The organism is Bacillus inaquosorum (assembly GCF_023238325.1).
GTDB lineage: Bacteria > Bacillota > Bacilli > Bacillales > Bacillaceae > Bacillus > Bacillus inaquosorum.
Genome location: NZ_CP096592.1, coordinates 490,903 through 515,533, shown reverse-complemented (window position 1 = coordinate 515,533; position 24,631 = coordinate 490,903). Strand labels below are relative to the sequence as shown.

At 45.2% G+C, this 24,631-nt stretch carries 28 protein-coding genes and 1 riboswitch; of the genes, 8 read left to right on the top strand and 20 right to left on the bottom strand.

Translation table 11 applies throughout. The features are described 5' to 3' along the window. Positions 1 to 122 precede the first annotated feature (122 nt). A complete protein-coding gene (gene acpS, locus M1M80_RS02605) occupies positions 123 to 488 on the bottom strand; it encodes a holo-ACP synthase (RefSeq protein ID WP_003240339.1) in 366 nt (121 codons plus the stop codon). Between the two features lie 94 nt (positions 489 to 582). Here acpS and M1M80_RS02600 point away from each other — a divergent pair, with 94 nt between their 5' ends. After that, positions 583 to 1,182 carry a rhomboid family intramembrane serine protease gene (locus tag M1M80_RS02600; RefSeq protein WP_003240338.1) on the top strand — a complete coding sequence of 200 codons (600 nt, stop codon included), beginning with the start codon at positions 583 to 585 and terminating at the stop codon, positions 1,180 to 1,182. Here the strand turns inward: M1M80_RS02600 and M1M80_RS02595 are convergent. The 5 genes from M1M80_RS02595 to M1M80_RS02575 all read right to left on the bottom strand — a co-directional run bounded on the left by M1M80_RS02595 (position 1,179) and on the right by M1M80_RS02575 (position 7,715). Then, positions 1,179 to 2,660 carry a PH domain-containing protein gene (locus M1M80_RS02595; protein ID WP_060397965.1) on the bottom strand — a complete coding sequence of 494 codons (1,482 nt, stop codon included), beginning with the start codon at positions 2,658 to 2,660 and terminating at the stop codon, positions 1,179 to 1,181. The two genes, M1M80_RS02600 and M1M80_RS02595, sit on opposite strands and share 4 nt — an antisense overlap. Beyond that, positions 2,650 to 3,129: a PH domain-containing protein gene (locus M1M80_RS02590; protein ID WP_003240334.1), complete on the bottom strand. Its 480-nt coding sequence runs from the start codon at positions 3,127 to 3,129 to the stop codon at positions 2,650 to 2,652. The genes M1M80_RS02595 and M1M80_RS02590 overlap by 11 nt, the downstream gene beginning before the upstream one ends. A 171-nt stretch (positions 3,130 to 3,300) precedes the next feature. Beyond that, positions 3,301 to 4,785 carry a degradosome RNA helicase CshA gene (gene cshA / locus M1M80_RS02585; protein WP_019257533.1) on the bottom strand — a complete coding sequence of 495 codons (1,485 nt, stop codon included), beginning with the start codon at positions 4,783 to 4,785 and terminating at the stop codon, positions 3,301 to 3,303. A 399-nt stretch (positions 4,786 to 5,184) separates the two neighbouring features. Further along, the gene (locus M1M80_RS02580) at positions 5,185 to 6,558 is read right to left on the bottom strand and encodes a UDP-N-acetylmuramoyl-tripeptide--D-alanyl-D-alanine ligase (RefSeq protein ID WP_060397963.1); all 1,374 of its coding nucleotides are present in this window, start codon (positions 6,556 to 6,558) and stop codon (positions 5,185 to 5,187) included. A 71-nt stretch (positions 6,559 to 6,629) separates the two neighbouring features. Further along, positions 6,630 to 7,715 (bottom strand): D-alanine--D-alanine ligase, encoded by a 1,086-nt coding sequence (locus tag M1M80_RS02575; protein ID WP_003240327.1) that lies wholly within the window; start codon positions 7,713 to 7,715, stop codon positions 6,630 to 6,632. A 154-nt stretch (positions 7,716 to 7,869) separates the two neighbouring features. Here M1M80_RS02575 and M1M80_RS02570 point away from each other — a divergent pair, with 154 nt between their 5' ends. Next, positions 7,870 to 8,190, top strand: coding sequence for a thioredoxin family protein (locus M1M80_RS02570; RefSeq protein ID WP_003225161.1), 321 nt, complete (start codon positions 7,870 to 7,872; stop codon positions 8,188 to 8,190). A 14-nt stretch (positions 8,191 to 8,204) separates the two neighbouring features. On the opposite strand, the gene M1M80_RS02565 is transcribed toward M1M80_RS02570, so the two are convergent. Beyond that, positions 8,205 to 9,077, bottom strand: a complete 873-nt coding sequence (locus tag M1M80_RS02565; RefSeq protein WP_003240325.1) for a cation diffusion facilitator family transporter — start codon at positions 9,075 to 9,077, stop codon at positions 8,205 to 8,207. A 249-nt stretch (positions 9,078 to 9,326) separates the two neighbouring features. On the opposite strand from M1M80_RS02565, the gene M1M80_RS02560 reads away from it, so the two are divergent. Further along, positions 9,327 to 9,491: a Fur-regulated basic protein FbpA gene (locus tag M1M80_RS02560; protein ID WP_019257529.1), complete on the top strand. Its 165-nt coding sequence runs from the start codon at positions 9,327 to 9,329 to the stop codon at positions 9,489 to 9,491. Continuing rightward, positions 9,445 to 9,624 carry a Fur-regulated basic protein FbpB gene (gene fbpB, locus M1M80_RS02555; protein WP_010886410.1) on the top strand — a complete coding sequence of 60 codons (180 nt, stop codon included), beginning with the start codon at positions 9,445 to 9,447 and terminating at the stop codon, positions 9,622 to 9,624. The genes M1M80_RS02560 and fbpB overlap by 47 nt, the downstream gene beginning before the upstream one ends. 23 nt (positions 9,625 to 9,647) lie before the next feature. On the opposite strand, the gene M1M80_RS02550 is transcribed toward fbpB, so the two are convergent. The 9 genes from M1M80_RS02550 to dctS all read right to left on the bottom strand — a co-directional run bounded on the left by M1M80_RS02550 (position 9,648) and on the right by dctS (position 19,478). Next, positions 9,648 to 10,793, bottom strand: coding sequence for an acyl-CoA dehydrogenase family protein (locus M1M80_RS02550; protein WP_060397962.1), 1,146 nt, complete (start codon positions 10,791 to 10,793; stop codon positions 9,648 to 9,650). A 125-nt stretch (positions 10,794 to 10,918) separates the two neighbouring features. Continuing rightward, on the bottom strand, positions 10,919 to 11,254 hold the full coding sequence (locus M1M80_RS02545) for a hypothetical protein (RefSeq protein ID WP_032732221.1): 336 nt from the start codon (positions 11,252 to 11,254) through the stop codon (positions 10,919 to 10,921). A gap of 94 nt (positions 11,255 to 11,348) precedes the next feature. Then, positions 11,349 to 12,116, bottom strand: coding sequence for an ABC transporter permease (locus M1M80_RS02540; RefSeq protein WP_003240320.1), 768 nt, complete (start codon positions 12,114 to 12,116; stop codon positions 11,349 to 11,351). Then, entirely contained in the window at positions 12,109 to 13,035 is a 927-nt protein-coding gene (locus M1M80_RS02535; RefSeq protein ID WP_060397961.1) for an ABC transporter ATP-binding protein, read from the bottom strand. The genes M1M80_RS02540 and M1M80_RS02535 overlap by 8 nt, the downstream gene beginning before the upstream one ends. 90 nt (positions 13,036 to 13,125) lie before the next feature. After that, the gene (locus M1M80_RS02530; RefSeq protein ID WP_019257525.1) at positions 13,126 to 14,364 is read right to left on the bottom strand and encodes a dicarboxylate/amino acid:cation symporter; all 1,239 of its coding nucleotides are present in this window, start codon (positions 14,362 to 14,364) and stop codon (positions 13,126 to 13,128) included. Positions 14,365 to 14,437: 73 nt separating this feature from the next. After that, a riboswitch (cyclic di-AMP (ydaO/yuaA leader) is annotated at positions 14,438 to 14,568 on the bottom strand. Between the two features lie 47 nt (positions 14,569 to 14,615). Next, positions 14,616 to 15,668, bottom strand: a complete 1,053-nt coding sequence (locus M1M80_RS02525) for an AI-2E family transporter (RefSeq protein WP_003240317.1) — start codon at positions 15,666 to 15,668, stop codon at positions 14,616 to 14,618. A gap of 147 nt (positions 15,669 to 15,815) precedes the next feature. Then, positions 15,816 to 17,081 (bottom strand): C4-dicarboxylate transporter DctP, encoded by a 1,266-nt coding sequence (gene dctP / locus M1M80_RS02520; protein ID WP_060397960.1) that lies wholly within the window; start codon positions 17,079 to 17,081, stop codon positions 15,816 to 15,818. A 119-nt stretch (positions 17,082 to 17,200) separates the two neighbouring features. Then, positions 17,201 to 17,881, bottom strand: a complete 681-nt coding sequence (gene dctR / locus M1M80_RS02515) for a two-component system response regulator DctR (RefSeq protein WP_003240315.1) — start codon at positions 17,879 to 17,881, stop codon at positions 17,201 to 17,203. After that, on the bottom strand, positions 17,871 to 19,478 hold the full coding sequence (gene dctS / locus M1M80_RS02510; protein ID WP_060397959.1) for a two-component system sensor histidine kinase DctS: 1,608 nt from the start codon (positions 19,476 to 19,478) through the stop codon (positions 17,871 to 17,873). Before dctS ends, dctR begins: the two co-directional genes overlap by 11 nt. Before the next feature lie 69 nt (positions 19,479 to 19,547). Here dctS and M1M80_RS02505 point away from each other — a divergent pair, with 69 nt between their 5' ends. Both M1M80_RS02505 and M1M80_RS02500 read left to right on the top strand, forming a co-directional pair. Beyond that, positions 19,548 to 20,606: a TRAP transporter substrate-binding protein gene (locus M1M80_RS02505; protein ID WP_060397958.1), complete on the top strand. Its 1,059-nt coding sequence runs from the start codon at positions 19,548 to 19,550 to the stop codon at positions 20,604 to 20,606. 85 nt (positions 20,607 to 20,691) lie between these two features. Next, a complete protein-coding gene (locus M1M80_RS02500; protein WP_060397957.1) occupies positions 20,692 to 21,513 on the top strand; it encodes a manganese catalase in 822 nt (273 codons plus the stop codon). A gap of 36 nt (positions 21,514 to 21,549) precedes the next feature. Here the strand turns inward: M1M80_RS02500 and M1M80_RS02495 are convergent, their stop codons facing one another. The 4 genes from M1M80_RS02495 to M1M80_RS02480 all read right to left on the bottom strand — a co-directional run bounded on the left by M1M80_RS02495 (position 21,550) and on the right by M1M80_RS02480 (position 23,695). After that, positions 21,550 to 21,909, bottom strand: a complete 360-nt coding sequence (locus M1M80_RS02495; RefSeq protein WP_060397956.1) for a YdbC family protein — start codon at positions 21,907 to 21,909, stop codon at positions 21,550 to 21,552. Continuing rightward, positions 21,903 to 22,244, bottom strand: coding sequence for a cupin domain-containing protein (locus M1M80_RS02490; RefSeq protein WP_019257517.1), 342 nt, complete (start codon positions 22,242 to 22,244; stop codon positions 21,903 to 21,905). Before M1M80_RS02490 ends, M1M80_RS02495 begins: the two co-directional genes overlap by 7 nt. 132 nt (positions 22,245 to 22,376) lie before the next feature. Then, positions 22,377 to 22,748, bottom strand: coding sequence for a glucose starvation-inducible protein GsiB (gsiB, locus tag M1M80_RS02485; protein ID WP_003240302.1), 372 nt, complete (start codon positions 22,746 to 22,748; stop codon positions 22,377 to 22,379). 128 nt (positions 22,749 to 22,876) lie between these two features. Continuing rightward, on the bottom strand, positions 22,877 to 23,695 hold the full coding sequence (locus M1M80_RS02480) for an EcsC family protein (RefSeq protein WP_003240300.1): 819 nt from the start codon (positions 23,693 to 23,695) through the stop codon (positions 22,877 to 22,879). A gap of 116 nt (positions 23,696 to 23,811) precedes the next feature. Between M1M80_RS02480 and M1M80_RS02475 the strand changes: the two genes are divergently transcribed. Both M1M80_RS02475 and M1M80_RS02470 read left to right on the top strand, forming a co-directional pair. Further along, positions 23,812 to 24,264, top strand: coding sequence for a DUF2188 domain-containing protein (locus M1M80_RS02475; protein ID WP_003240298.1), 453 nt, complete (start codon positions 23,812 to 23,814; stop codon positions 24,262 to 24,264). A gap of 77 nt (positions 24,265 to 24,341) precedes the next feature. After that, positions 24,342 to 24,599: a GlsB/YeaQ/YmgE family stress response membrane protein gene (locus tag M1M80_RS02470; protein WP_003225121.1), complete on the top strand. Its 258-nt coding sequence runs from the start codon at positions 24,342 to 24,344 to the stop codon at positions 24,597 to 24,599. The last annotated feature ends 32 nt before the right edge of the window (positions 24,600 to 24,631 follow it).

Here is a 24,631-nt window from a genome sequence, read left to right as displayed (position 1 = left end):
TGACTTTAACGGTACGCTCGGTACACGTTAGGCAGAACGGATGCGTACCATAAAAGCCTCAAACAACTTGTCTCCCTTAATGCATTATCAAATATATGAGTGGGGTTTCGCTAATATGCAGACTAGCTTGACAACCTTTCAATCACAACCTGTGCGGCCGCGTATTCCTTTGTATGAGTGATTGATACGTGAACGGCGGCCTGGCTCAGCTTCGCGCAAATGATATAGGGCTTGCCATTTTGGTCTTTCTTAATTTCAATGTCCTGAAAACTGAGCTGTTTTCCTATACCGGTGCCGAACGCTTTCGAGAAAGCTTCTTTTGCTGCAAACCTCCCCGCAAGAAATTCTATTTTTCTTTTCTCTGAAAGCTCATGATATTGGTCAAGCTCGCTTCGCGTCAAAATCCGCTCAGCAAACCTTTTCTGGCGGCCGGCCATAGAAGCGATCCGTTTAAGCTCGGTGATGTCTAGTCCAATGCCGTAAATCATGTGTGATAACCTCCTTTGCGTACGTACTATTTGGATGGTTTGTCTCATAAACGTGTTACTATAGAAATACCAAAATGAAGAAAAGGGGCTCGGAATGTTTATACGGACTGAAAATTTCCAAACGTTTATCAGGCTTTATCCCGTTGTCACCTTTATATTGGCCTTGCAAGCTGTTCTCTGGCTGTTTTTTTCACTTCCTGTCCATTCGGTCGTATTATGGAGAGATGCCGTCACAGGCTATAATTTAGGCGTCGCTAACGGTGAATGGTGGCGGCTGATCACACCGGTTTTGCTGCACGCCGGTTTTACCCATCTGCTGTTTAATTCCATGTCCATCTTTTTATTTGCCCCTGCTTTGGAACGCATGCTGGGAAAAGCGCGTTTCCTGCTTGTGTACGCTGGCTCCGGCATCATCGGCAATATCGGCACATATGTTACAGAGCCGCTTGATTACGTGCATGTCGGGGCTTCAGGAGCGATTTTCGGGCTGTTCGGCGTGTATCTGTTTATGGTTCTTTTTCGCAAAGAACTGATCGGGCAGGAGCATTCCAAAATGATTCTCACACTGCTCGCATTTGCCGTTCTCATGTCGTTTATCAACTCCAATATTAACATGATGGCCCATCTGTTTGGACTTTGCGGCGGGTTTCTTCTCTCGTTTTTATGTGTGCAAAAAAAAGAGCGGCGGTATTAACCGTCCGCTTTTTCATATGAGTACCAGTTTAAAATGAAGTCTGCATCCTCTTCACCTACATCCCTCACCGATAATTCTTCCATAAGGCTCGATGATTTTACCGAGGTAGAAATGGTATACAAACGGCCCTTCTTTTGAAAATAGGATTGGCTGAACTTGCAAACCTGCATTCGTCTTTTTAACACAATTCCCGTTGTTCTGCTGATAAATCTGGACGTCAATTGAAGACGATCCCCGTTGATCGTCCATCCTGCATCCTTATATGCGAGGTAGCCGAAGATCAATTCAATCGGCAGCAGGATGATCGACAGATAGCCCCATGGCTGAAAGAAGATACATAACGGAATGATCAAAAAGATTGAAAAAATGACGGAACGGAATAAATAGCGTTTCAACGCGTGCCGCGGCAGACGGCGGAAGTTTTCTTCCAGCGTGTAATCCGGCGTAAATGTCCGCAGCATGTGCGGAAGCTTTTTTTTATGAATCATCGGAAAAAGAATAGTCAAAGCACCTTCTTCTTTTTCCCGGTCGCCGCCGCCCGCGCTGACGATAGACACCGTCACAAAGCCGAAAAGCTGGCGGATGATGTTTTCTTTTATTTTAATGGCTTGTATTTTTCGGAGCGGAATCGTGACTTGATGTTTTTCAATAATCCCTCTTGAAATCACCAGTTCCTGTTCTTTTTTAATGATTTGAAAGTTCGCGTATTTAAACATCATACCGGCAATGCTGAAAATCCAGGCGATAAATAAACCGATAAAAATGAGTACCGCGTAAATGCCGATGCTGGCGTGCTGAAGAAAGGAAAATTTATTGAAAAACCAATCCATCGGCAGCACTTCATCAAGCTGAGAAATAAGCGCAAATACAGCGGAGATAATCACTCCGATTCCGCCGGAGGTAGAGGCGGCCATGAGCAATTCTTTCATGTTCATCCGATAGTGCTCTTCCGGCTCAACCGCCGGAATCAGCTCCTGCTCAGCTTCAAGCCATTCTTTATCGTGTTCGCTTTCGTGCCTTTGTGCTTTTTTCTTAAAGACGGCTTCCTTAATCCGTTCGGCTTCTTCAACAGAAATAGCAGAAAGAACAGCTTCCGCCTCCTTGCCTCCGCCTGCCGTTTCAATTTGCAGCTTCACAAGCTTAAAGATTTGCTGGATCACGCCCGCGCTCGTATTCATCGTTTGAATCCGATCAATCGATATGTATCGCTTTTTCGTGACAAACAAGCCTTCTTCAATTCTAAATTCGTCATCTTCGATTCGATAGGTAAACCTTCTCCATTTGATGATGCTTGCGGCTACAAGCCAGATGAACAGCACACCGAGCGCAATGGCTCCGTAAAAACGGACAGTATTGTTCGAATTGACGATATACACAAAAAAGAATGGCAGAATGATATTTTTTATCGTTTGAATAATGGTATGGCATAAATTCAATATTACTGCCGCCGGATGCAGGCGTTTCGGTTCAGACATCATCGTCAGTCACCCTTGCCAGACGGGAAATGGAGTCTCTCAGCCGATCCGCTTCCTCCATCTCTAAAGCGGGGATTGAATGAACGGTCGCGGCCGTGGAAATTTTTACGGTTGCCAGGTTGTACTTTTTCAATAACGGCCCTTGTGACGTATCGACGTGCTGAACCCTGACCATCGGGACAATCACACGCGTTACCACAAAAATACCTGACTGAATATCTATTTCATGTTCATGGACTTCATAGCGCCATACTTTATGACGGATCTTTGGAATGATAAAGACCGTCACAACCGAACCCAGCAGCCAAACCGCGCCGAGCACGCCGCTGATCCAGTACGGCCAATGAAAATAATAGCTTAACACTGCAACTGCTATGACAATAAGCAAGCAGACAGCAGATACGATGATCTCTTGAAGTCGCCAAACCTTTAATCCGTCTGGACTGATTTGGTTTTTTGGCTGCTCTCTCAAAATACCTACCTCCCGTTTTTTCGTCGTTACTTATACGTCTCTTATACAGAAAGGTTTCATTCTTAAGCATACATAGAAAAATGGCATCCGTCAGCTGAAAGTTTGCTGAATAACAAATCATGAACATAAAAAAGCCCAAAACGTTATGTTTTGGGCACTTAATCGATAGAATTAGTAAGATTTTTTCTGGCGTCTGTCACCTGAAGAACGGCGATCGTTTGAACGCTTTTTGTCGTAGGAAGAACGGTTGTTGCTTTTCCCTTTTCCGCCGCGGTAGCCGCCGCCTTGTCCGTCTCTGCGTTTAGAAGAGCGCTGGTTCTTGTAGCGTTTGCTGACCATCGGCGCTTCGTCAGTTAAGCGAACCGGTGTGTTGTCCGGCTCTTTTGTAGCCATTTTGATAGCCGCCGCAACCACTGTTACTGCATCATGATCTTCAAGCAGCTCAGCTGCCGCTGTCATGTAGAAGTTCAGGTTGTTTTCACTGATTGTCGTACGAAGACGTTCAACTGTAACCTGCTGCTGGCCTTCTAACGCTTCATCAAGTGTAGGCTCCTTCATGCGGTCCATTTTGCGTTTTGTTGTTTGTTCAATTGCGCGAAGCATGCTTTTCTCACGCGGTGTAATGAACGTCATCGCCATACCTGTTTTTCCTGCACGGCCTGTTCTTCCGATACGGTGAACGTAGCTTTCAGGATCTTGAGGCACGTCGAAGTTGTACACGTGTGTTACGCCTGAGATATCAAGTCCGCGAGCGGCAACATCAGTTGCGACAAGAACTTCGATTGCACCTTCTTTAAATTTACGAAGCGCAACCATACGTTTCGCCTGCGTTAAGTCACCATGAATTCCTTCAGCCGCATATCCGCGTAGGTTCAGGGCTTCAGCCAGCTCATCGACACGGCGTTTTGTGCGTCCGAATACGATCGCAAGCTCAGGAGACTGAATGTCAAGAAGACGAGTCAGTGTATCGAATTTTTTGCGTTCTTGCACTTCTAAATAGAACTGCTGAATGTTAGAAACCGTCATTTCTTTTGCTTTTACTTTTACGTGTTCCGGCTCAGTCATAAAGCGCTCTGCAATGCGTTTGATCGGCGCTGGCATTGTCGCAGAGAACAGAAGTGTCTGATGCTCGCTCGGCACGTTTGAAAGAATAGATTCAATGTCGTCAATGAATCCCATGTTCAGCATTTCATCCGCTTCATCCATTACTACAGTGTTTACATTGTTTAAACGAATTGTGCGGCGGTTGATGTGGTCAAGAAGACGTCCAGGTGTTCCGACAATGATATGCGGATTTTTCTTTAACGCCCGGATTTGCCGTCCAATATCCTGTCCGCCGTAAATAGGAAGAACCTTCGCACGCTTATCTTGTCCGATTTTATATAATTCTTCAGATACTTGAATGGCTAATTCACGGGTTGGCGCGATTACGATTGCTTGAATATTAGGAGACTCGGGGTTAATTTTTTCAACAAGGGGTATACCAAACGCAGCTGTTTTACCTGTACCTGTTTGCGCTTGTCCAATGACGTCTTTATTTGAAAGTCCGAGCGGTATCGTTTGTGCCTGAATCGGTGTTGCTTCTTCAAATCCCATACGATTAATTGCTTTCATGAGATCAGAACTTAAATTAAAATCTTGAAACGTTATAGTCAAATTATTCAAACTCCTTCTAATTGCTGTTTCAGTAATGTCGTGATTTACCACTTATAAAACTGCCCTTTAGACAAAAAGGACAGGATCCATCCGTATACAAAGCCCGAATTACTTTAAGTTTTATCTTACCATTACACTATTTGTTTTTCAATAAGATGAGAAGCAGATCAGCTTCTCGAATATGCCGGCTGCTGCTCCATCCGCTCCCATGTGTCCGGCGGAGAACTTCGGGTCGGCGGATGAAACGCCGGACGAATATGTTCGTATCGCGAAATAACCTGTATTTATTGTATCATAGCCGCAGCCGGCCAGATATACATAATTTCTGGCCGGCATAGATTAGTGTTTGCACATCATGTTATTTTATGATGCAATATGCGGTTTTTCCGCAAGATTTTTTTACGAAAGCGGGCTCTCTATTAAATCTTTAACGATTTCTTCAAGCTTCATACCTCTGGACGCTTTGAATAAAATCAAATCTCCTTTTGACGCGTTTTCTTTCACAGCTTGAAGGAGATCCTTTTTCTCAGTAAAATGGCTGACGCGTTCTTTCTCAAAGTGTTTCAGTGCGCCTTCCGCAATAAATGCTCCCAGTTTTCCGTAAGTAAAGACGTGGTCGATTTTCTCAGGGCTGATCACAGCGCCGCACTCTTTATGGAACGTTTCTTCAAGATCACCGAGTTCAAGCATATCACCGAGCACGAGCATTTTTTTCCCATAGCCTTCAAGGCTTTCTGTCAATTGAATGGCAGCCTTCATGGATGTCGGACTCGCATTATAAGCGTCATTGATAATCGAAATGCCGCTGTCTGTTTTGATGAGTTCAAGTCTCATGCCGGTTACCTTTAGTCCGCTCAGTCCTTTTGCCGCATCCTCAGTCGTGATGCCAAAATAAGCCCCCGCAGCGATCGCAGCCATGGCGTTCATGACATTGTGCTTACCGAGTATCGGAATAAAAAACGTTTTTTCCATCCCTTTGATTGTAAAATGAGTTCCTGCTTCACTCTGGCTGACATCCTGAAGCTGATAATCATTTTGAGCTCCCGTTCCGTACGTTTTCGTTTGGCAGCTGTATGCTTTTTGAAGGAGCGGTTCGTCCCCGATATATATCAGCACTCCGTCTTCTTTAAGCCCGTTAATGATTTCAAGCTTCGCCTCCGCGATGCCTTCTCTTGAGCCAAGGTCTTGCATGTGGGATTCGCCGATATTCGTAATCACTGCCGCATCCGGGTTTGCCAGGCGGGACAGGAGATCAATTTCTCCTTTGGCGCTCATTCCCATCTCCAATACAGCGATCTCCGTATCTTCAGGCATAGCTAAAACCGTCAGCGGCAGACCGATGTGATTGTTGAAGTTTCCTCCTGTTTTGTGGACACGGTACCGGGTTCCCAGGACGGCGTGAATCATATCTTTCGTTGTCGTTTTGCCATTGCTTCCGGTTACCCCGATGACACGGGTGCCAAGCTCCTGCAAATAAGCTTTTGCAAGCTGCTGAAGAGCGGAAAGGGTGTCGTCCACTAAGATGACGGCTTGATTCTCGGGCGGATTTGGTTCTGACCGATCCCAAAGAACGGCCGCAACACCTGCATCAAAAGCCTGCGGCACAAAAGTGTGGCCGTTAAAATGTTCACCTTTCAGCGGGATGAAAAGCTGATGCTGTTCGAGTTTTCTTGTATCAGTTGCCACTCCATGAATGACTGTTTGTTCATATTGCGGATTTGTCAGTGTGCCTTTGACCATCTTGGCAATGTTCTTTACTGTTCGCTTAATCAAGTGAGGTCCCTCTCTTTCTTTTGTATATACGGGAAAAGACACTGCCCTCTTACCGGCAGTGTCCATCTTCATTAGAATGTATGCTTAATTAATTGTTTCTCAGCGTGGCGTTCTTTTGCAAGCTCTACAAGCTGTTCAATCAGATCAGCGTATTCCACTCCGGCCTCTTTCCAGAGCAGCGGGAACATGCTGAAAGGTGTAAAGCCAGGCATTGTGTTGACTTCATTGATCAGAACTTCGCCGTCAGCTGTCAGGAAAAAGTCCGCTCTGACAAGTCCTGAACCGTCGATCGCTTTAAACGCTTTGATCGCCATATCACTGATTTTTGTGTATTCCTCATCGGACACATTCGCCGGGATCATCAGATCAGTGTCTCCATCTTCATATTTCGCTTTGTAATCGTAGAAATCTGTCTTTGGTGCGATCTCTCCCACAACAGAGCATTTAGGATCGTCATTTCCAAGAACGCCGATCTCGATTTCTCGGCCGTTAATTCCTTCTTCAACGACGACTTTGCGGTCATATTGGAATGCAAGCTCAAACGCTTTTTGCAGTTCTTCACGGTTTCGGCATTTGCTGATTCCGACACTTGATCCAAGATTTGCCGGTTTTACGAAGCAAGGGTAGCCTAATTCCTCTTCTACCTGCTTGCAGCTTTCTTCCGGAGAACGAGTCCAATCTTTCTTAAGGAAAGCTGCGTATTTAGCCTGAGCAAGGCCGGCCTGCGCGAATAAATGTTTCATAACGACTTTATCCATGCCTGCTGAGGAAGCAAGCACACCGTTGCCGACATAAGGAATATTCAACAGTTCGAGCATTCCTTGGATCGTACCGTCTTCTCCGTTCGGTCCGTGGAGGAGCGGGAATACGACGTCGATGGCTTCATTTTGCTCTGGCGCTTCCTGCGGAAACATTTCCTGGTTCAGGGCAGCTGGAGAAAAAGCACTGCCTCCTTGCTCAAATTGAAGCATTTTCACGTTTGAAACAGGCTCAGATAAACGGGCGCCTCTTACCCATTCGCCTTTTTCAGTTATATAAATCGGATGTATATCAAACTTCTCAGTATTTAGCGCTTTGATTACAGCCAGAGCTGTCTGCAGTGATACATTATGTTCTGCTGACTTTCCTCCGTACACTAATCCTAGACTTGTTTTCAATGGATACTCCCCCCACTACAAATTCATCTTTACTATCTTATCACTTTCACGAGAAAATGATCTAATTATTTTTGGGCATGCTGATGCTGAATGCATTTGTATGTAATTCCTTTTTATTTTATATTAAAATGGCATTGAAAAGGAGATGTGACATATGAAAAAAATCACGACAAACGAACAATTTAATGAACTGATTCAATCCGATAAAGAAATTATCGTAAAGTTTTATGCTGATTGGTGCCCAGACTGCACACGCATGAATATGTTCATCGGCGATATTTTGGAAGAGTACAATCAAAACGATTGGTATGAGCTGAATAAGGACGAGCTTCCTGAATTGGCTGAAAAATACCAAGTAATGGGTATTCCTAGCTTGCTTATCTTCAAAAACGGTGAAAAAACAGCTCATCTTCACAGCGCCAATGCCAAAACGCCTGAAGAAGTGACTGAATTTTTATCTGAACATATAAGCTAATTCGTTTAACAGCCTTATTTTATGTCGTCGGGCTCTACATGAACATGAACATGAGTGACATCGTGTTCATGTTTTATTTTATCCTCTACTTCATCCGCCACTCCATGGCCTTCTTCTACTGTAAGCTTTGGATCAACCGTAATAACCATCTCAATATGAACTGTGCTGCCTAAATACCGGGCTTTCACATCCTTTAGACGATGTACACTTTCAATCCTGCCGACGGTCTGTTTGTAAGGCTCAAGATCTTTTAAGTGAAAGCCGTCTGTTAAAGAATGTGAAGCATCTTTAAAGATGTCCCATGCCGTTTTGCAAATGATGATGCCGATGATAAAAGCTGTTACCGGATCGATCCACGGCAGCTGAAGCTGGGATGACATCACACCGATAAACGCTCCGGCACTTACAAAAGCGTCTGATCTGCTGTCCTTTGCCGCTGCCATCAGGGCAGAGCTTTTAATCGATGCCGCCAGCCTTTTGTTATATAAGTAGATGCCATACATAAACAAGGCACTGCCTAACGCCGTCCATGCCGCTATAAGACTTGGCGTTTCCGTAGTTCCGCCCGCAATCGCTTTTCCTCCGCCGATTAACACTTCAATGCCGACAACCATCATAATAAAAGACGCAACAAGAGACGAAATTGTTTCAGCCCGATAATGGCCATATGGATGATCGCTGTCAGCCGGTCTTTGGGAAATACGCAATCCAATCAGCACCGCCACTGACGCAACAATATCTGTTCCATTATTTAATCCGTCTGCTCTCAGCGCTTCGGAATGATAGAGGATCCCAATGACAAGCTTCACAACAGCAAGGATGACATAAGCAAAAATATTGAGGAGCGCCCCTTTTTCTCCCTTTTTCAGATTTTCTGTCCGCTCCATTGAATACCAGCCTCCATTCTATTACATAGTATGGTTCAAAACATGAAAAATAGCAGCGGCAGCATTCAATGAAGAGGGACATTTCGACAGCAAATTATTCCCCGGGAAACTTTTTGTCGATCTTTTGAATGTTTGCATATTTGGGAAAGAATAGGACTGTTTTCACCTTTACAGGCTATTGCGGACATTGTATACTGAAGTTAATTGATAATGATTATCAATATCGTTTGATTGGAGGTTGGTGACATAATGACACCTCAGTCTGCAGAAACCAGAAAAAAACAGCTCATTCATCTGTTAATACAGAATGGTATATACAAAAAGTCAAAGCGTCATTTGTATGAATTGTCGCTGACGGAGTTAGAAAGTGAATACAAACATGTCAGGAGGGCGCCGGAGCATGCCGAAGCGTAAAGTAAAAACCTACCAGCAGCTGATCCAGGAAAACAAAGAGGCGATTATGGGCAATCCAAAGCTGATGAACGTCATTTATGACAGGATCGACCGCAAGCATCAAAAGAATCTCCAAGAGCAAAACAATACATAAAAAGAGCCGAAAGGCTCTTTTTTTCATGACTCAAACGCTTCTGCGGCCAGCTTTTGGATCACCGCATCATCCATCGGCGGGTTATGGAGACCGGCGCGTACATCACGATAATAGCGCTGAAGCGGGTTGGTTCGTTCAAGACTTTTGGCCCCGACAATTCTCATCGCTTTATCGACAACAGACAGCGCAGCATTTGTGACGATATGTTTCGCCGCACCAAGCTCGCTTTTCAAGTGAGGGCGGCGCTCCGGATTGTCATACAATTGAGCGATATGGAAAAGAAAATGTCTGGCATTGAGCAGTTCAAGCTCCATTTCGCCTGTTCTTTGCTGTACGGCTGGGACATCCTTGATCGGTCCCTTCAAACTGTTTGGAGAATACTCAGATGCAAATTGCACCGCATAGTCTCGTGCTGCTTGAGCAACGCCAAGATAAATCGCCGGAATATGAAGCAGCCAGCCATTCGGCTTAGCTCCCCGAGGTCCTTGAAGCAATTCCACCAGTTTCTCCTCATCAAGCATTACCTCATTCAGTACAAGGTCATGGCTTCCAGTCGCCCGCATCGCCATCATATCCCACGTTTCTTTAATCGACAAACCGGGATCATCTTTATGAATGAGAAACACGCCTGTTGTTTGTTTTTCTTCAATCCATGCTGTCACTAAAAAATAATCCAGTGCTTGTGACATCGTCGTAAAGGTTTTTCTACCGTTTACTGCCCATTTACCATCCTTTTTGACGGCGTTTGTACCGGGACGCCCTCCTCTTGTCGGGCTTCCGGTTTGCGCTTCTGTCGCCGCCCTGTTGATGACGGCTCCGTTTTGGACTTCCTTTGCAACAAACGCAAACACGTCTTTATCCCAGCTGTTGCCTTCTCCGAGCTCCCCGATTACGCTCAAATGCCAGCCGATGCTGAGCGCTGCAGGAGCGTCTCCACGTGCAAGCCGTTCTTGAAACAGAAGCATGTCGTAAACAGAAATGCCCCCTCCTCCATGGGATGCTGGCAATGTTAGTGCCGTATACCCGGCATCACGCAGTTTTTGTATTTTTTCTACAGGAAAACGTCCCTGTTCGTCATCTTCAGCGGCTGTTTGCTGAAATTCATCCGCAAGCCGTCCGATTTTCTCCATCCATTGCCGTTGTTGATCGTTTTGTATAAATAATGACATCCGGCAGCCCCCCAAGGTTTTAATTCCGATAAATTTAATATGTATTATAGATTTCCTGCCACCATTCCGCAACTCCTTTTTGTCCGGTATAAAAAAACACGCCGTTCCCCCAGGGAACAGCGCGATTACACAGGATTTGCATCCCGGTCTTGTTTCATGCCGAGATAAATCAGCATATATGTCAGGTAACCCATTGTCATCACCAAGCCGCCAAAGAAAAAGCTCGAGAAAATCGGCTCTTCAAAAGCAGTTACTGCAGCAAGCACAATCCAGCTGGCATACAGATAGATGATAAAATAACGGATGCCCGTCTTTATTTTATATATCATGTACAGCCCCGCGAGAGAGAACAACCCAAGCGCGAGTCTGAAATAAACAAGATGTTCAAACTGAAACATGAATGACACAAATGAGAATCCAAGCAGTAATACAATCGGTAAAGCGGTAATAAAGTTCCTCAATCGAGACACCTCCGTCAGTACCTTTAGTATAAACCAAAATATCAAATGATATTGATTCACGTGAGCTTTTTCACAAAAATGTCATTCCTTGCCTTTACACCCGGACATCCCGTTTACAGAAGCACCACCAGCCAACGGCGATGAAGAATATGGCATGTATGATGATAATCCCCGCTGAAAACAATGGCGTCATGCCTGAAAATAACGCTGTCTCCCCGCTGCTGTATTGGGTAAAGTCAGTGTTCGCGAAAAGCAAAAAGCTGCCCCATTTGTTTTCAAATAGCTTCATGAGCTGAACAAGTGTACTCGCTCCATATAAAACGACAAATGAAACGACGACTGCTACCGCACTGTTCCGGAACAGCGAAGAACAAAGCAGCCCGAATAATCCCATCATTACGGCTTCAAGCCAATTTGACCCGATCAGCTCCAGAGTGTTGATAAGCAATGTCTTTGATTCCGCGGTTACCGACGTGCCAAAAAAGACGAGACCGAATAATAATGCCAAAATGTAGTATGCCAGATACAAATAAAAGCTGACCATCACGACTGTGATTAATTTTGACCAAAAAATCTTTTGGCGTTTAACCGGGCGAATGAGCAGAAATTTGATCGTCTTTTTATCAAATTCCATCGAAACAATTGTCGCTGCAATCACGATTGTTAAAGCCTGCAGCAGGATGTTCAGGCTCGGTGTATACGATAAATAGCCGATGAAGTTTTCATCTGTTCCGGCACTGATGACAATCCGTTTAATGATCAAAGCCATGAAAAATTGAAAGACCGCCATCAGGATAAGAGAAACCAACGTGACCTTCCGATTAAAAAGTTTCATATGTTCATTCCAAATTAATTTAGACAAGCTCTTCTCCCTCCTCTTGATGAGCAGTTGTCGCTTTTATGAATTCGTCTTCCAGTGATTGCGTGTAAGACGTAATGGAAAATACATTCAGGTCTTGTCCGACAAGTGAGCGGTTCAGCTCCGGAATGTTTTCTTTTGCTACCTCAACAACTATCGCCCCGCCTTGCCGCTCAGCTTGATATTGATTGCCTGTCAGCCAATTGAGGGCTTTTTCTTCCGGCTGCACTTCAATGATCGCTTTTTCTGTTTTTTGATTTGTTCCATGTAGGCTGACTTCCGCTTTGATCTCACCTTTTTGAATAATGATGACACGGTCGCACAGATCTTCAACTTCTCGCAATAAATGAGTGGCGAACAGGACTGCCGTTCCTTCCTTTTCTGCGAGCTCCTTAATATGATCGCGAAAATCCTTCATACCCGCAGGATCGAGACCGTTTGTCGGTTCATCTAAAATAAGAAGCTTCGGACGGTGAAGAATCGCCTGTGCAATGCCAAGACGCTGGCGCATGCCGAGAGAATAGGTTTTCACCTTATCATGAATCGCTGACGTCAGCCCGACACGTTCCACCACTTCATCAAGCCGTTCTTCGTCTATTTTTTTGTGCATATTCGCAAAGTGCTTGAGGTTTTCCCAGCCTGTCAGGTACGGATAGAACTCGGGATTTTCGACGATCGCTCCAACAGCTTCCATTGCTTTTTCAAACTCTGTATCATGCTGGAATCCGCTGATTGTCACGCTTCCGCTGTTTTGTTTTAACAGTCCGACGATGATACGGATGAGTGTTGTTTTTCCGGAACCATTCGGACCGAGCAGGCCGATGATTTCTCCCTCCATGACGTCCATGCTGATTTGTTTTAGTATCTGTTTAGACCCAATCTTTTTATCGAGGCCTTCAATATGTAAAATCGGCTCAGCCATAAAGCCTTCCTCCTTTTTCAACAAAAAATAAACAGTGCCTAAAATTAGGCACTGTTTGTATTATAGCATTTGTTGCTTCCAAATGTTTGGTTAAACCGATAGAGTCGGGGTTTGCTCAGGCTGTTTGTTCTTTTCGGTTTCTGTAATGATGACGGCGCAGGCCGCGTCTCCTGTTGTGTTCACCACTGTGCGGAGCATATCAAGCAGGCGGTCAATTCCGAGTATTAACCCAATGCCCTCAACAGGGAGTCCGACAGATTGAAGCACCATGGCGAGCATAATCAAGCCTACACCCGGTACACCCGCGGTGCCGATACTTGCTAGCACAGCCGTCAGTATCACCATCAGCAGCTGCGTAAATGTCAGATCATGCCCGAACACCTGCGCAATGAAGACGGTTGCTACCCCTTGCATGATGGCTGTTCCGTCCATATTAATTGTCGCGCCGAGCGGCTGGACGAAGCTGCTGATCGGCTCAGGCACTTTTAATTTTTTCTGCGCCACATCCATTGATACCGGCAGGGTCGCATTGCTGCTGGAGGTACTGAACGCGACGACCATAACCTCTGAGAAATCTTTAAAGAACGTAAACGGATTTCGTTTTGCCAAAAGAGCAACCGTTGAACCGTACGTCACGACTGCATGAATGATCAGGGACAGCGTAACAACAATCATATAAAGTCCCATCGCCTTAATCGCGCTGAAGCCCTGGCTGCCGATAGCAGTCGCAATCAGACCGAACGTTCCGTATGGCGCAAACTTCATGACTAGGTTGACGAGATACATCATCAATTCATTCCCCTGTTCAACGACTTTCAGAAGCATATCCGCTTTTTTTCCGAGCATCGTGATTCCGAGCCCTACAAAAATAGAAAATACGATGATTTGCAGCATATTTCCTTCTGTCATCGCTTGAACCGGATTCGCAGGAATAATGTTCAGAAGAGTGTCGGCAATACTTGGGGCTTCCTCAGCATTAAACTTGGCAGATGAAACATCATAAGTCCCAAACTCACCAGGTCTAATCACAAGAGCAAGAATAAGCCCGATCGTGATTGCCACTGCTGTCGTGATGAGAAAATAAGAAATCGTCTTCACGCCGATTCTGCCAAGCTTCTTGGGATCACCCAGCCCGGCTACTCCCAGTGTCAGTGAGAAAAAGACAATCGGCACGACAAGCATTTTAATGAGGTTTAAAAAGATGGTGCCAAGCGGACCAAATACAAACTTATTCAAATTTTCAAATAATTCAGGTGATGTAAGGTTGAGGACCAATCCAGTCACCGCGCCAAGAACCAATGCAATAATGATTTTTTTTGCCAGCTTCATCCGCATTCCTCCCTTTTTTGAAAAAAAGCCCGCGAGAGACTCCCGCAGGCTTTGGATGTATCATCAAACCACAGGACTCTCTCTTCACGCTGATGAGGTTAGCTGACGGGTTCGGACGAAGAGATGTCCGTTTTTCAGATGAAAAATTAACCCCAAAAGATTGGGTCCCCCACTCCTTATCAAAGGATTAAGCGTGTGGCTTACTATTGTAGATTTAGTTTATTTATACAGAAAAGATCCAATTTTGTAAACTATTTTTTGTTACTTTTCTCTCGGAATCTTTTGGGTCCATCTTCCTTGTTGGTGACATCAAGAATATCAAGGAGAAACACAAAAATCGGAATCCCGATAATTAAACCCCAAATGCCGAAAAAGTGCTCAGAGAAAATGAGTACTGTAAAGGTGAAAAAGATCGGCAGCTCTGTTTTCGCAGACATCAGCTTCGGATTTAAGAAATAGGTTTCGATCGCATGAATAGCGAATATGACAAGCACAATATAGAGCACATACATTCCGCCGCCAGTGCTGTAAGCGATAATACTGAGCGGGATCAGAGAAATGACGACGCCTGCTACAGGGATCAATCCAAGGAAGAACACCATAATAGAAAGCCCAAACAGCTGCGGGAAATGCATAATCCAAAGCGCGATAAACGTCAGAATACAGTTGACGAGCGCAATGATAAATTGAGCCTCAAGCACCTTGCCGAACGTTCTTGCAAATTTGCTTCCGAAAAAAGCAATTTCCTCATAAAAGACCGCCAGTTTGCTCGTTTTAAATTTCGCCATGAATTCAGAAAGCCGCTTTTTCTCAAATAAGAAAAACATGCTGAGAATGAGCGCCATTACGATCTGCAAGCCGAACGTGCTGATATCGGCCAGATACGTATACACCACATTGAAACCCTCTTTGACATATGAACTGATATTAATATCACCGAAAACACTGGTGATCTCATCAAAGAAAGGAATGCTGTCCGGGTGATACGCAATATGTTTAATCTGCTTAACCAGCTGCTGAATCTGCGCCGCGACGACCGGATAAAATACAAATCCACCGACTGTAAGGAGCACAGCCAGCAACATGTACAGAAACGTAATGACAATCCGCTGGCTCACGCGGAAGAAGCGGCTGACAAACTGCCGTACGACAAGCTCCAAACGATCCATGAGAAATGTGAAGATGAAGGTAAGCAATATTAAGTTGATCATGCTCTTAAATAGATATAACACACCAGTTAACACGACAAAGACGGAGAAACGCCTTACTCCCGGGTGCTGAAAAAATTTAACTAAAGCGGCCATTTATACACTCCTGTTAGGACAAACGTCCTTCATTCAATATAGTATCCATTTGTAAATTATATAACAAAAAAATGCTGAGGTCTCTGTCCTTACCTTAATAATTCTTAAACAATTAAAAAAACGGCCCACTGATGGGCCGCTCTTTTTTCAGACTGCTGTTTTCATTTTTTTCATGCCTTCAACAGCCTCTATGCTTTTCGCTTCATCGAATTCATTTTCACTTTTTGCAACAATGATCGTGGCGATTCCGTTTCCGATCAGATTCACAATCGCCCTTCCTTCACTCATGAAACGGTCAACCCCAAGCAGGAGTGCAAGGCCCTCCAGCGGAATGACCTGAAGCGCTGACAGCGTTGAGGCCAGGACGATAAATCCGCTTCCCGTCACACCGGCCGCTCCCTTCGATGTCAGCATCAGAACGAGGATAATTGTAATTTGCTGGCCGATGCTGAGGTCTACTCCAAACACCTGTGCCAGAAAGACAGTCGCCATTGATAAATAAATGGATGTGCCGTCGAGGTTAAACGAATAACCCGTCGGAATGACAAGCCCGACAACGGATTTCGAACAGCCGTAGCGCTCCATTTTATCCATCATTCGCGGAAGCACTGATTCTGAAGAGCTTGTGCCAAGCACGATCAGAAGCTCATCTTTAATGAAACGCAGGTAATTCCACAGGCTGAATCCGTAAAGCTTGCAGATGATATTTAAAACAACAAACACGAACAGGAACATCGTAATATAAACAGACATCATTAAGCTTGCCAGCGGCTTGATGGAATCGAGACCGAAGTGCCCGATCGTATACGCCATCGCCCCGAATGCCCCGATTGGCGCCGCACGCATGATGTAGCCGATAATTTTGAAAAAGACGTGAGAAATCTTGTCGAAGAAATCAATGACGCTTTTCCCTTTTTCACCTAATGCCGCGAGACCGACTCCGAAAAGAATTGAAAAGAATAAGACCTGCAAAATGTCCCCTTTTGCGAAGGCATCAACCATGTTGGATGGAACAATGTGTGTGACAAATTCAATCCAGTCGATTCCCTGACCGCCATTTTGCGTGTATTGTGATACATCTCCCTTTTCAAGCTTGCTGTAATCAAGGCCTGCTCCCGGCTTCATGATATTGACGACAAACAAACCGATAATGAGTGCGAGGGTGGTGACAACCTCGAAATAAATGAACGCTTTTCCCCCTACTTTTCCAACCTTCTTCATATCGCCCATTTTTGCAATCCCGAGAACGATTGTGAAGAAAATGATTGGAGCGATCACCATTTTAACAGCGTTGATAAATGTATCGCCAAGCGGTTTCATCTCTTTGCCGACATCCGGCCAGACCAGCCCGACAATGACCCCGATGATGACCGCGGTTATGACCTGAACTGTTAAATTTTTAAACAGTTTCATATCCTTCATCCCCCTGTCCTATTCGCCTTTGTGTCTTTCTTACTAGAATGATAGCGTTTTCATACAGTCTGGGGAAGTTTATGATCATAACGGACATTTTGGTCTTTTTGGTCTCAGGTTTATCCTTTAAACACGTAGCGGTTGACGGGCCGGCCGACTCCGCCGTATTGAACGTCCAGCTTAATCATTCCGTTTTTTTCAAGATAATCAAGGTATCGTCTGGCTGTCACTCTGGCGATGCCGAGCGCCTTGGCGACCTCTTCTGCAGAAAGTGATGCGGTTTGCTGTTTCAAAAAAGCAGTGACTTCATTCATCGTGAAGTGATTCAATCCTTTCGGCAGATCCTGTACGGCCTGCTGCGGGATATTCAGGATTGCATCGAGCTGCTCCTGGGACAGCGTATCATTTGCTTCGATTTTTTGTTTATATTGCTTGTACTTTTCAAGGGCCTGTCTCATTCGCTCAAGCTTAAACGGTTTTAAGATATAGTCAGCCGCTCCATTTTGCAGCATAAGAGAGATCGTTTCTTTGTCTTTTGCGGCGGAGACGACAATGACATCGACTTCAAGCTTTTGCTTTCTGATCTCCTGTAACGTTTTGATTCCGTCTTTTTTCGGCATGTATACATCGAGAATAACGAGGTCGGGCTGTTTTTCTTTAATCAGCTTGATGCCTTCTTCTCCGTTTCCCGCTGTTGCACAGACAGTAAAACCTTTGACAGTTGTGATGAAATCCTTGTTTACCTCTTGAACCATCGGATCGTCTTCAATGAGCAGAACCTTCCATTCCTTATGAGCCATGCTGTGCTTCCTCCCCCTTCATTGGAAAAACGATAGAAAAAGATGTTCCCTGTCCCGCGTGTGAATCAACTTCTATCGTACCCGATCCTTTATCTGTGATTTGTTTCACTAAATACAGGCCATAGCCTGTGCCTCCTGTTTTATTAACCGTAAATCCTTTGTCGTAAAGGTGCAGCATATGTGCCGGTTCAATCCCGCAGCCGTTATCTTCTATTAAAATGGCAAGGACATCATCCGTTTGCTCGATGCTGATGTCAATTCGTTTATCATCAGATTGAACCGTTTCAAATGAACCGAAGGCATTTTCAATCAGGTTGCCGAGAAGGACGACGATATCATGCTGATCAACATGCTCGGGAAATTGCTGGAGGCTGCTGTTTTCATCAATATGAACTGCAATGCCGAGCTCTCTTCCTCTTCTGATTTTACTTAATAGAAGGCCCGCCGCCGCGTCATTTTGAATCGAGCGGTGCAGAAATTCAGTCACATTTTCCTGCTCAGTTGATGCCTGAAATGCAAGCTGCAAGGCTTTTTCAGATTTACCCAGCTGGATGAGGCCGGCGATCGTATGCAGCTTATTCATATGCTCATGATTTTGGACGCGGAGCGCCTCCACAAAGTTTTTGACGCCAGTCAATTCCTCTGCCATCTTGGCCGCTTCCGTTCTGTCCTGAAAAATCGCGACGGCGCCGATGACTTTTTTCTTCATGACGATCGGAATTCTGCTGCTCATGATCACCTTTCCGCTGACGCGAATTTCTTCATTATAAACTGCTTTGTTTCGCTCTACGATTTCGGGCAGGCGCGAATCCTTGAGAACCTCCCAGATCACCTTTCCGACCAGATCCCCCTGCACTTCAAAAATCTGTTTCGCTTTTTCATTGAAAATCGTGATGATCAGCCGATTGTCAATGGCAATCACGCCTTCATTCATCGAGTGAAACGTCGCTGTCCGTTCTTCATACATTCGGACAATCTCATGGGGCTCAAGCTGAAACATTTGTTTTTTGATATGGCGGGCCAGCAGAAAGGAGCCTGCCAGGCCGAAGCCGAGTGTCAGCACAACGATGAATGCGATATCACGCTTTAAATGAAGGAGGATGTCGGCGATCCCCGGCAGTGTTTTCCCGACAAGCACCACGCCGATCTGATTCAGATCGTGATCCTTCACCGGATAAAAAGCGCGGACCGCCGTGCCGATCTCGCCCTTTGCTTCTGAGAAATAAATGTGCTCCGCAAACGCCGCCTCTTCGTCTGCCCCCTCAGATTTTTTGCCGATGCTTGTACTGACAGGATGCGTGTAGCGGATATGATTCATATCCATGACGACAATATAGTCTGCTTCATTAATCATCCTGATTTCTTCAACCGCGTGGCGAACAGCTTCTGTTTGTTTTTTCCGCGCCAAAGCCTCTTTCACTTCAGTCATCTCCGACACTGTCCGGGCCGTATTCATCAGGCGTTTTTTCAGCTCCCGCTCCTCTGTATGCTGGATATTGCCGATGAGTACAATACCGCCGATCAAAAAGGAGAAAATGACGAGTATATAGGATAAGATCGTGATTTTCCAACGGATTGAGAGCTTCTTTTTGTTCATCAGCTTCTCCTTTCAGGTCTTTACGAATGGCATGGCCCCGATTATCCTAAACATAGGGGAGGGCTTTTCATGAAGAGTTTACTTGCATGTCTCGCACTGATGATCGCCGGAATTGCAACCGCTTTATTTATCGGATTCCATGATCGTTCCAGCAGTGAAGAGATTGTTTATGATGACGATCAGGAAGGCTTACAGGATCAAATCGTGTTCAAATTCAGCCATGTGGTTGCCGAAAATACGCCGAAAGGGCTTGCTGCCAATAAGTTTGCAGAGCTGGTGAACGAAAAATCAGGCGGGAAAATGAAAATTGAAGTGTTCCCGAATGGAAGCCTGTATTCGGACATTGAAGAAATTGAAGCATTGCAAAACGGCGAAGTTCAATTTATCGCCCCCTCCACATCGAAGCTCGGCATACTCTCGCCCGAATGGGGAGTGCTCGATCTGCCGTATGCATTTACAAATTACGATGCCGTCAAAAAAGGGCTGAACGGAAGCATCGGCACGCAGCTGTTTGATTCTCTAAAGAAAAACCAATTAAAAGGACTCGCCTATTGGACAAACGGCTTTAAACAAATCACGACGAATCAAGGACCGGTCAAAACCCCGGATGATTTAAAAGGACAGGATCTCCGCATTATGCAAAGTGATGTGATAGAGGATCAGTTCAAGCTGCTTGGCGCAACACCTCATCAGGAATCCTTCAATTCTACCTTTCAGCTGTTAGAAAAAAATGTAGTTGATGGCGAAGAAAATACAATCTCAAACATCTATTCTAAAAAATTTTATAATGTTCAGGACTATTTGACAATAAGCAGCCACGGTTATCTCGGCTATGCTGTCATGACTGATGAGCATTTCTGGAACACACAAACACCGGAAACACGGCGCATTTTGACTGAAGCAATGAAGGAAACGACCGAGTGGAATGAAACGTATGCCGAACAAATGAACAAGGAGCAGTTGGAAGAAATCAAAAAGAATTCTTCTATTAACATCTACGAGCTGTCGGATAAAGAGAAAAAAGAATGGATGAAGCGCCTTGATCCTGTTTACCGGCAGTATGAGCCAATCTTCGGCCAGAAGCTGATTCAGGAGCTTTTAGAGCTGCGAGAGGATTCGTATTCGTAGTCCCCATCTCGATACGCTGCTTTTCGTTTATCTTTCAATCGATCGGAAATATAGAAAGAGAGAAACGAAAAAAGGAGATGGGTACATGTTTAAGCACACAAAAATGCTGCAGCATCCTGCTAAACCAGATCGTCCAGATCCATTATTCGCTAAAAAAATGCAAGAAATTTTAGGCGGGCAATTCGGAGAAATTTCTGTTGCCATGCAGTACTTATTTCAAGGGTGGAATACAAGAGGAAATGAAAAATACAAGGATTTGCTGATGGATACGGCAACTGAGGAAATCGGGCACGTTGAAATGATCGCCACAATGATCGCCAGACTTCTTGAGGATGCCCCGCTCGATCAGCAGGAAAAAGCCGCTGAAGATCCGGTCATCGGCTCTATCCTGGGCGGCATGAACCCTCACCATGCAATTGTGTCAGGACTTGGCGCCATGCCGGAAAGCAGTACAGGCGTCCCTTGGAGCGGCGGCTATATCGTTGCAAGCGGAAACCTGCTGGCAGACTTCCGTGCCAATCTGAATGCAGAATCACAGGGCCGTTTGCAGGTCGCACGCCTATTTGAAATGACGGATGACAAAGGCGTCAAAGATATGCTCAGCTTCCTGCTGGCACGTGACACGATGCACCAAAATCAATGGCTAGCCGCCATTAAAGAATTAGAAGCACAGGAAGGCCCGGTTGTGCCGGGGACATTCCCGAAAGCACTCGAAAAACAAGAGTTCTCGCATCAGCTGATCAATTTCTCTGAAGGCGAAGAAAGCGCCGGGCAAACCTGGCTGAACGAAAAAGCGCCGGATGGAGAAGCCTTTGAATATGTGAAAGAAGCAAAAGCGTTTGGAGAAAAACCGGAGTTAAACCCAGCACCGCCTTTTGTTCATAATACGCTTCCTGGACGCGAGTAAAAACACAAGCCCAAAACATGATGTTTTGGGCTTTGTTTATGCCTTCAGAACTGTCCAGTCTGGTTCGTACCGGATGTCAGGGTTATGTAACAGATCGTGAATGAACGGTTCATCCTCTTCATACAGCGTCACATCTATCGAAAGAATTACAGCCTTCTGTTCGTTTTCTTCGTAAATGCTGTCATGTTCATTCTCCATAAAATGATCATAGGCAGCTCTGTTTTCCCAAACGCTGATGATTTCTGCGGTGAACAGCCCATCTGCAGTTTTCCGCCAGCCACCGGCCTGTTTGACAAAGCCGTTCACATGTGACAATGCTCCCCACTGTGACTGCGCTTTTGAAAATGCTTCAGCGTTTGCTGCGTCTACTTCACATACAATCTTTTTGATCAGCATGGTGATTCTTCCAGGATGACTGTTTTCGCTTGTTTATGCTCGACGCAAAGATTCACGGTTCTGACGTAAGAGCGCGTGCGGTGAACGGTTCCTTTTGGGATCAGCAGGCTGTCATTTGCTTTGAGCACTGCGGTTTCTTTGTCCTTAAAATCGATCAGCAGCTCACCTTCAAGAACAATGAATAATTCATCTGAGTCAGGATGATGGTGCCAGTCATATTCTCCTGTAAACACTGCGAGGCGCACGCAGTGGTCGTTGACCTCTGAGATTGAAAAATTGGCGTGTTTTTCTTTGACTTCATTGGCGATGGCGAGCAAGTTTTGCATCTCGGACATTAGCAAAAACCCCTTTTTCACTTATTGTATCGCAATACCAGTGTAGATTGAGAAATTTCCAAAATAAAAAGCGATCCAGCTGATGCGCCGGATCGCTTTTTATCTACAGGTTGTCTGCCTTTATGCTTATGATTAGTCGTTGTTGCGGGCGTTTCCGCCTTTTGAGCCAATTTCTTGATAGAATTCTTTATCATGATTTTTGCTTGTTGCCTCTCCGCCTTTACGGCCGATTTCTTGATAGAATTCTTTGTCATGATTTTCGCTAGTGGCTTCTCCGCCTTTTTCACCGATTTCTTGATAGAACTCTTTGTCATGATTTCGGCTAGTGGCTTCCCCGCCTTTTTCACCGATTTCTTGATAGAATTCTTTGTCATGGTTTTCGCTAGTGGCTTCTCCGCCTTTTTTGCCAATCTCTTGATAGAATTCTTTATCATGGTTTTTGCTTGTTGTTTCTCCGCCTTTTCTACCTGCTTCTTCTCTGCTCATTTTGTTATCGTCTGCCATTTTGAATTCCTCCTTTAATTGGTGTTGGTTGTTGTATTCCCGCTATCAATTCTTTTAAACAAACAAAACACATTAGGTGTGTTTCCACTAAAAAAAGCAGGCGGATCGCGGTGTCCGTCTGCTTTCTGCTATTCCATCCCTTGTTCTGTTTCTTTCAGCCGCGCAAGAATGCGCCGCTTTTTATACAGCATCATGCCCGTTTCGGTAATGTCGTTTAATGTTGAGCGATTGGCTGCCGCGCCAAAGACCATTCCTGCGACCGGCACCAGCTGAAAAAGCTTTTTCCAGCCAAACGTGTCGCGATAGCCTAAAACGACTTCACGCCAGCCCTGGATTTCTGAAGCGACATTCTTATATGTACGATCTTGATCATAGTCTTTTAATCCTTGCAAAATCGATTTTTTGCCGACTACATCAGCCGATGTCAGCTGCAAACATTTTACGATGAAGACACGCTCTTTTTTCTCCTTTGGGTCATAGCCGTAAGCAACCGCAATATCCTGTAACGTTTTTAACGACAGGCCAAGCACGGCCGGAATGTCTGCCGCCAGCGTAAACACACCGCCCACACCCGTTGTCGCGCCTTGAACGGTTGCGGCGTTAATTCTGTTTTTGCCCATTCCTTCCGCAATTTCATCCATGACAGAAAGAGGCGCTTTTTGTACGTCTTCGAGTGATTCGAAGATCTCCTCCGGCAGTTTCTTTTGAAACATATTGATAATCTGTTTTTGAGATGTCAGGTACTGTCCTCCTGTTTGAACAAAGCTGCCGACCTCATCCAAGAGCTTACCGATTTTTTTCTGAATGAATTCCGGCGTCAGCTTGTCCAGCAGCTGAAACGGGAGACGGCTGAGCTTTTCCCAAAACCAGACTTTTTGCTGATCTTTTTCCCATTTCTCTATTTCTTTTAATTGCTGATGTAAGTCTTCTTTTCGTTCTGTTGTCACCCAACTCGCACTTCCCTTCCGTTTTTCTACTATATAGTATACCTTCATTTTCTCGGAAACGTTTTTATTTTTCACCTGCGGGTATCATTTTTATAAAAGGAAAAGGAGTGATGGACATGCCTTGGTCGATGAAGGATTATCCCGCTTCATTGAAAAATCTTGAGAAGCCGGTGAAGAAAAAAGCCATTGACATTGCGAATGCGATGATTGATGAAGGCTATGAGGATGGACGCGCAATTCCGATTGCGACAAGCAAAGCAAAGGAATGGGCGGAAAACGCCTCTAAAGAAGAAATTGATGATTTCCTCAAGCATGATGATGAGACAGAGCGAGATGAAGATTCAAACAGCGGCGGAGACCCTGAGCTCATGGATAAAGCAGAGCATGTCATCAAGCATAAAAACGGCTGGGCGGTCAAAGCCGAGGGTGCCAAACGTGTGTCTGAGATCAAGGATACAAAGAAAGAAGCGATTGAACGGGCAAAGGAAATCGCAGCGCATAAAGGCACTGAGGTCATTGTTCATTTGGCTGACGGAAGCGTGCAGCGAAAAATCAAAACAGTTTCATAACGCGATATGCTTTTCAATGTTTCGGGTTTGGCATAAGCGGTTATTGATTGATAAATCATTTATGAGAGGTGAGTATGATGATTAGCTTTTTGGTTTCATTAGTCGTTGCTATCGTTATCGGATTAATCGGAAGCGCCATCGTAGGAAATCGGATGCCGGGAGGAATTTTCGGCTCTATGATTGCCGGGCTGATCGGCGCTTGGATCGGACACGGACTCCTTGGCACTTGGGGACCGAGCCTCGCCGGCTTTGCTATTTTCCCGGCTATCATCGGGGCCGCCATCTTCGTGTTCTTGCTGAGCCTCGTGTTCCGCGGGCTGCGGAAGGAAGCCTAAATTCATTTGATATAGGAGGCATCGTTTCGAAC

Coding starts and splice junctions, on each gene's coding strand:
- acpS (WP_003240339.1), bottom strand. CDS start 488: ATGATTTACGGCATTGGACTAGACATCACCGAGCTTAAACGGATCGCT.
- M1M80_RS02600 (WP_003240338.1), top strand. CDS start 583: ATGTTTATACGGACTGAAAATTTCCAAACGTTTATCAGGCTTTATCCC.
- M1M80_RS02595 (WP_060397965.1), bottom strand. CDS start 2,660: ATGATGTCTGAACCGAAACGCCTGCATCCGGCGGCAGTAATATTGAAT.
- M1M80_RS02570 (WP_003225161.1), top strand. CDS start 7,870: ATGAAAAAAATCACGACAAACGAACAATTTAATGAACTGATTCAATCC.
- M1M80_RS02565 (WP_003240325.1), bottom strand. CDS start 9,077: ATGGAGCGGACAGAAAATCTGAAAAAGGGAGAAAAAGGGGCGCTCCTC.
- M1M80_RS02560 (WP_019257529.1), top strand. CDS start 9,327: ATGACACCTCAGTCTGCAGAAACCAGAAAAAAACAGCTCATTCATCTG.
- M1M80_RS02550 (WP_060397962.1), bottom strand. CDS start 10,793: ATGTCATTATTTATACAAAACGATCAACAACGGCAATGGATGGAGAAA.
- M1M80_RS02535 (WP_060397961.1), bottom strand. CDS start 13,035: ATGGCTGAGCCGATTTTACATATTGAAGGCCTCGATAAAAAGATTGGG.
- M1M80_RS02530 (WP_019257525.1), bottom strand. CDS start 14,364: ATGAAGCTGGCAAAAAAAATCATTATTGCATTGGTTCTTGGCGCGGTG.
- M1M80_RS02525 (WP_003240317.1), bottom strand. CDS start 15,668: ATGGCCGCTTTAGTTAAATTTTTTCAGCACCCGGGAGTAAGGCGTTTC.
- dctP (WP_060397960.1), bottom strand. CDS start 17,081: ATGAAACTGTTTAAAAATTTAACAGTTCAGGTCATAACCGCGGTCATC.
- dctR (WP_003240315.1), bottom strand. CDS start 17,881: ATGGCTCATAAGGAATGGAAGGTTCTGCTCATTGAAGACGATCCGATG.
- dctS (WP_060397959.1), bottom strand. CDS start 19,478: ATGAACAAAAAGAAGCTCTCAATCCGTTGGAAAATCACGATCTTATCC.
- M1M80_RS02505 (WP_060397958.1), top strand. CDS start 19,548: ATGAAGAGTTTACTTGCATGTCTCGCACTGATGATCGCCGGAATTGCA.
- M1M80_RS02500 (WP_060397957.1), top strand. CDS start 20,692: ATGTTTAAGCACACAAAAATGCTGCAGCATCCTGCTAAACCAGATCGT.
- M1M80_RS02495 (WP_060397956.1), bottom strand. CDS start 21,909: ATGCTGATCAAAAAGATTGTATGTGAAGTAGACGCAGCAAACGCTGAA.
- M1M80_RS02490 (WP_019257517.1), bottom strand. CDS start 22,244: ATGTCCGAGATGCAAAACTTGCTCGCCATCGCCAATGAAGTCAAAGAA.
- gsiB (WP_003240302.1), bottom strand. CDS start 22,748: ATGGCAGACGATAACAAAATGAGCAGAGAAGAAGCAGGTAGAAAAGGC.
- M1M80_RS02475 (WP_003240298.1), top strand. CDS start 23,812: ATGCCTTGGTCGATGAAGGATTATCCCGCTTCATTGAAAAATCTTGAG.
- M1M80_RS02470 (WP_003225121.1), top strand. CDS start 24,342: ATGATTAGCTTTTTGGTTTCATTAGTCGTTGCTATCGTTATCGGATTA.